Annotated in this window: 3 protein-coding genes; 2 read left to right on the forward strand and 1 reads right to left on the reverse strand. The window is 59.9% G+C overall.

Going from position 1 to position 4,058, the window contains the following annotated elements:
* Positions 1-66: 66 nt before the first annotated feature.
* On the reverse strand, positions 67-1,359 hold the full coding sequence (locus T370_RS0121415; RefSeq protein WP_248604300.1) for an N-acetylmuramoyl-L-alanine amidase: 1,293 nt from the start codon (positions 1,357-1,359) through the stop codon (positions 67-69).
* Positions 1,360-1,593: 234 nt separating this feature from the next.
* Here T370_RS0121415 and T370_RS0121420 point away from each other — a divergent pair, with 234 nt between their 5' ends.
* Both T370_RS0121420 and T370_RS0121425 read left to right on the forward strand, forming a co-directional pair.
* Entirely contained in the window at positions 1,594-2,556 is a 963-nt protein-coding gene (locus T370_RS0121420; RefSeq protein ID WP_005028196.1) for an AEC family transporter, read from the forward strand.
* A 12-nt stretch (positions 2,557-2,568) separates the two neighbouring features.
* Positions 2,569-3,912 (forward strand): MATE family efflux transporter, encoded by a 1,344-nt coding sequence (locus T370_RS0121425; RefSeq protein ID WP_005028198.1) that lies wholly within the window; start codon positions 2,569-2,571, stop codon positions 3,910-3,912.
* Positions 3,913-4,058 lie beyond the last annotated feature (146 nt).

The raw sequence follows: 4,058 nt of genomic DNA on the forward strand, positions 1-4,058 counted from the left end.
TGGGGGTGTGGGGGAAGGGAGGAGAGGGCTTTCTCCAGAAAGCCCTCTCCTCCCTTCCCCCACATTTCACATCTTTCCCGTATAGATCAGAATGCCGTTGGCAATGCCGCGCGCAATGGAGGCGCGGTATGCGTCGACGGCCAGACGTTCGGCTTCGGTCTTGTTGGTGCAGTAGCCCACTTCGATCAGCACGCCGGGCACCCCGGAACGGCGCAGGACATGGAAGGGGGCGGTCTTGATGCCGCCGTCGTGGGTCCGGTAATTCTTTTTCCTGAGATACTTGAGCGTCGTCTCGTGGACGTTCCGCGCAAGGCGGCGGGATTCCTGTTTCTGGATGGTGAAAAGGCGATGGGGCGGCAGCTTTTCCCGCGTGGCGCGGCTGCGGTCGCGGAGGGCGTTTTCGACGGCGGCGAGGCGGGTTGAGGCCGAGGTGCGGGAAACGTCGAGATAGTACGTCTCAAACCCCTGCACGCCTTCGGACGGGTTGGCGTTGACGTGGATGGAAATGAACAGGTCGGCCTTGTTGGTGCGGACTTTGTCGGCCCTCTGCTCCAGCGTGATCCATGTGTCGGAGCGGCGCGTGTACCGGACGTTGAGGCCGCGCGAGGACAGGATCGCCCCCACGCGCTTGGAGATGTCCAGTGTAAGATCCTTTTCCCTGATGCCGTTGTGGTGCGTGCCGGGGTCTTTGCCGCCGTGCCCCGGATCGATGAGCACCGTTTTTACGCCGAGACGGAACGGTTTGCCTCTAGGCTGTTTTTGCTTGCTTGCCTTGCTGGCGGCGGAAGGCGATTGCCGTTTTTCTTTGGGCGAGAGCGTCGCAAGGTAACTGGAGGCGTCCTTGGCCGTATTGGAAGAAGGGTATTTTTTGAGGATCTGTTGGAGCAGTTCTTGCGCACCGGCCTTGTCGCGGAGGATCTGGCCCCGCAGCCGTGCCGCCCGGTACAGGCTGTCGTCGGCCAGCGAGCTTTTGGGATAGAGGCGGACGAGCTGGAGATACCGGTCCACCGAGCGCCGGGCGTCCTTGGCATTGGAGGCGCAGCGGGCCAAATGATCCAGCGCTTCGGCGGAGCGGAACAAGGCCGCTGAGCGCTCTTTCCATTTTTTTTCGACCCGGTAGACGGTCAGGAAGGTTTCGGCAAGCTTTTCCCACGGCTCACGCTGGAGCCGTTTTTTGGATTTTTGAAGCTGCCCCATATCCCGGATGGCCTTATCGTATTTTGCCGGGTTGGGGCCGGCAGCGGCGGGGGCGGCGGATACGAACGCGAAACACAACGCCAGCAGAATGCACCATGAAAGGAACAGGCTGTTTTTATGAGTAATTTTGTTTTCGTCTCTTGGCTGTTGTGAGGTATCCATGCCGTAGTGGGGGAAGGTTTTTTGAGCGGTTGCGTGATTTTCATCAAGAGTACCAACGGGAAAAAGAAAAAACAAGGAAGGATAACCGTGAAAGGGTGAGAAAGGCGGCATGGACATTCCGGGATATCCAAGGCACGGTGAGGGCGCCGTTTTTCCCATTGCATACCGGCGGCGCACGGTATATAGCTTGCGGCTTCTGATTGATTGAACAAACAGTATTCTTCCGAGGCTCCCATGCTGTCCATCCTTTCCACGCTGGTTCCCGTATTTGGCATCATCCTGTTTGGCATCGTCGTTGAACGGATGGGTTTTTTGCCCATAGAAACATCGGGCTGCCTCAACCAGTTCGTCTACTGGATCGGCCTGCCCATGATGCTGTTCAACCAGCTTGCCCGTATGGAAGCGGGGCAGATGTCGGGAGCCATGGTTGGGGGCATCCTGCTCGGCTACGGGATCACCTACCTGTTCGCATACGTGGTCTTCTCGAGCCTGCTGCGGAGGCGTTGGGAGGAAAGCTCGGTGTTCGCCCTGCTGTCGAGTTTCCCGAACGCGGCGTTCATGGGCTTGCCGATCGTGGTGCTCCTGCTGCCGGACAGTTCCGAGGCCGCCATCGTCGCCAGCCTTTGCGCTGTGATGACCTCCGCGAACCTGCTTTTCACGGACGGCAGGCTGGAAGCCGGGAAACATAAGGGCGAGGGCCGCAAGCAAGTATTCCTGTCCCTGCTCCGTTCGCTGTTCCACAATCCCCTGCTCATCTATTCGGCGCTCGGCGCAGCAGTGAGCCTGCTCCATATCGCCGTCCCGAAGCCGATCCTGTCGATGTCGGCCATGCTCGGCTCCACGTCCGCCCCCTGCGCGCTGTTCTGCATGGGCATGATCCTCTCCAAGCAGATGACTTCCTCGCAGGGCTTCGTAAAGGGATGGGCCAGGCGCCAGTTTCCTTTGCACGTGCTGAAACTGGTGGTGGAGCCGCTTTTCATTTTCGGCGTCCTCTACCTGCTCGGTGTGCGCGGCATCGCGCTTGCCTCGGCGACCATCGTGGCTGCCATGCCCACGGCTGTGGCGGCTTATATCATTGCTGAAAAATATCAGGTGGCTACAGAAGACTCTTCGCTCGGCATCGTGGTAGATACAGCCTTATCGGCGGTGAGCATCCCTCTGCTCATCGTGGCGTTCCAATACTACGGTCTGCTGTAGGGGGGAGAGGCGTTGCCGCAGGAGCAGCAAAACATCCGCCGCTGGCTGGTGCGGCTTACGGGCCCCATCTTCATCGAGATGGTGCTGATCATCCTGCTCGGCATTGTGGATACGGTCATGCTCAGCCAGTGCTCGGACAACACCGTGGCCGCCGTGGGCGTGGTCGTGCAGCTTTTGAACATGATCTTCCTCGTCTTTGAGGCCACGACAGCCGGGACGTCCGTGCTCTGTTCGCAGTTCCTCGGGGCGCGCCAGATGGACAACGTATTCCGCGCCATCGGCGTATCGCTGGCCTTCAATATGATGATGGGCGTCATCGTCAGCGCCGCCCTCTTTTTCGGGGCCGAACGCATCCTGCGCCTTATGGAACTGCGGCCCGAACTCATGGGCGACGGCGTGACGTATATGCGCATCGTGGGCGGGTTCGCGTTCTTTCAGGCCATCTCGCTGACCCTTTCGGCCATCCTGCGGAGCGCTGGCATGGCCTATTATCCCATGCAGGTGACCTTTCTCATCAACATCATCAACATCATCGGGAATTATACGCTCATTTTCGGGCATTTCGGCTTCCCCGCCCTTGGGGTCGAAGGCGCGGCCATCTCCACGTCGTTCAGCCGCGGCGTAGCCATGTGCCTGCTGCTCTTCATCCTGTTCCGCAAAAAACTGACGTTTCCCCCCTCCTTTCTCTGGCCCTTCCCTTTCGGGGTGCTCCGCAAGATGCTGTCCATCGGCCTGCCTTCCGGGGGCGAACAGCTTTCCTACAGCCTTTCGCAGGTGGTGATCACCTATTTCGTCAACATGCTCGGCAATGAGGCTCTCGCCGCACGTACCTACGCCGTGAACATCGTGACCTTTTCCTACGTATTCGCCATGTCCGTGGGGCAGGGCGGCGGCATCTGCATAGGGCACCTCATCGGCAAGGGGCACAAGAACGCCGCATTGCTCCTCGGGCGGTACTGCATCCGCATCACGCTGATGATTTCCTTTTCGGTGGCCCTGCTTTCCGCGCTCCTTGGAAAGAGCGTCATGGGGCTGCTCAGCGACAACCCCGAAGTCGTATCCCTGACCGCCCTGATCCTCTGCATCGACGTCGTCCTCGAACTTGGGCGCGCCGTCAACATCCTGTGCGTGAACTTCCTCCGCGCTACCGGCGACGCCGTGTACCCGTTCATCATCGGGCTTATCTTCATGTGGGGCGTGGCGACCGTCGGCGGTTACGTGCTCGGCGTTACGCTCGGCTTCGGGCTCGTCGGGATGTGGATCGCCTTCACGATGGATGAAAGCATCCGCGCCGCCCTCTTCTGGCGCCGCTGGCAGAGCCGGCGCTGGATGGGCAAGAGCATCGTCGCCCGGTAGATGAGCCTTGAAAGGGCATAAAGGCGCTACAGAAACTCTCTCTCTCTCTCTCTCTCCTGTCGCGGGAACGAACTCCTTTCGCGCGGCCTCCCCACCGGTCGAAAATCTTTGGAGGTGGAGGGATGGGGGCGTGGGGGAAGGGAGGA

This window comes from Bilophila wadsworthia ATCC 49260 (genome assembly GCF_000701705.1).
Taxonomy (GTDB): Bacteria; Desulfobacterota; Desulfovibrionia; order Desulfovibrionales; family Desulfovibrionaceae; genus Bilophila; species Bilophila wadsworthia.

What these genes read in the sequence shown, in the direction of transcription:
- T370_RS0121415 (WP_248604300.1), bottom strand. Translation starts at nt 1,359, where the DNA reads ATGGATACCTCACAACAGCCAAGAGACGAAAACAAAATTACTCATAAA.
- T370_RS0121420 (WP_005028196.1), top strand. Translation starts at nt 1,594, where the DNA reads ATGCTGTCCATCCTTTCCACGCTGGTTCCCGTATTTGGCATCATCCTG.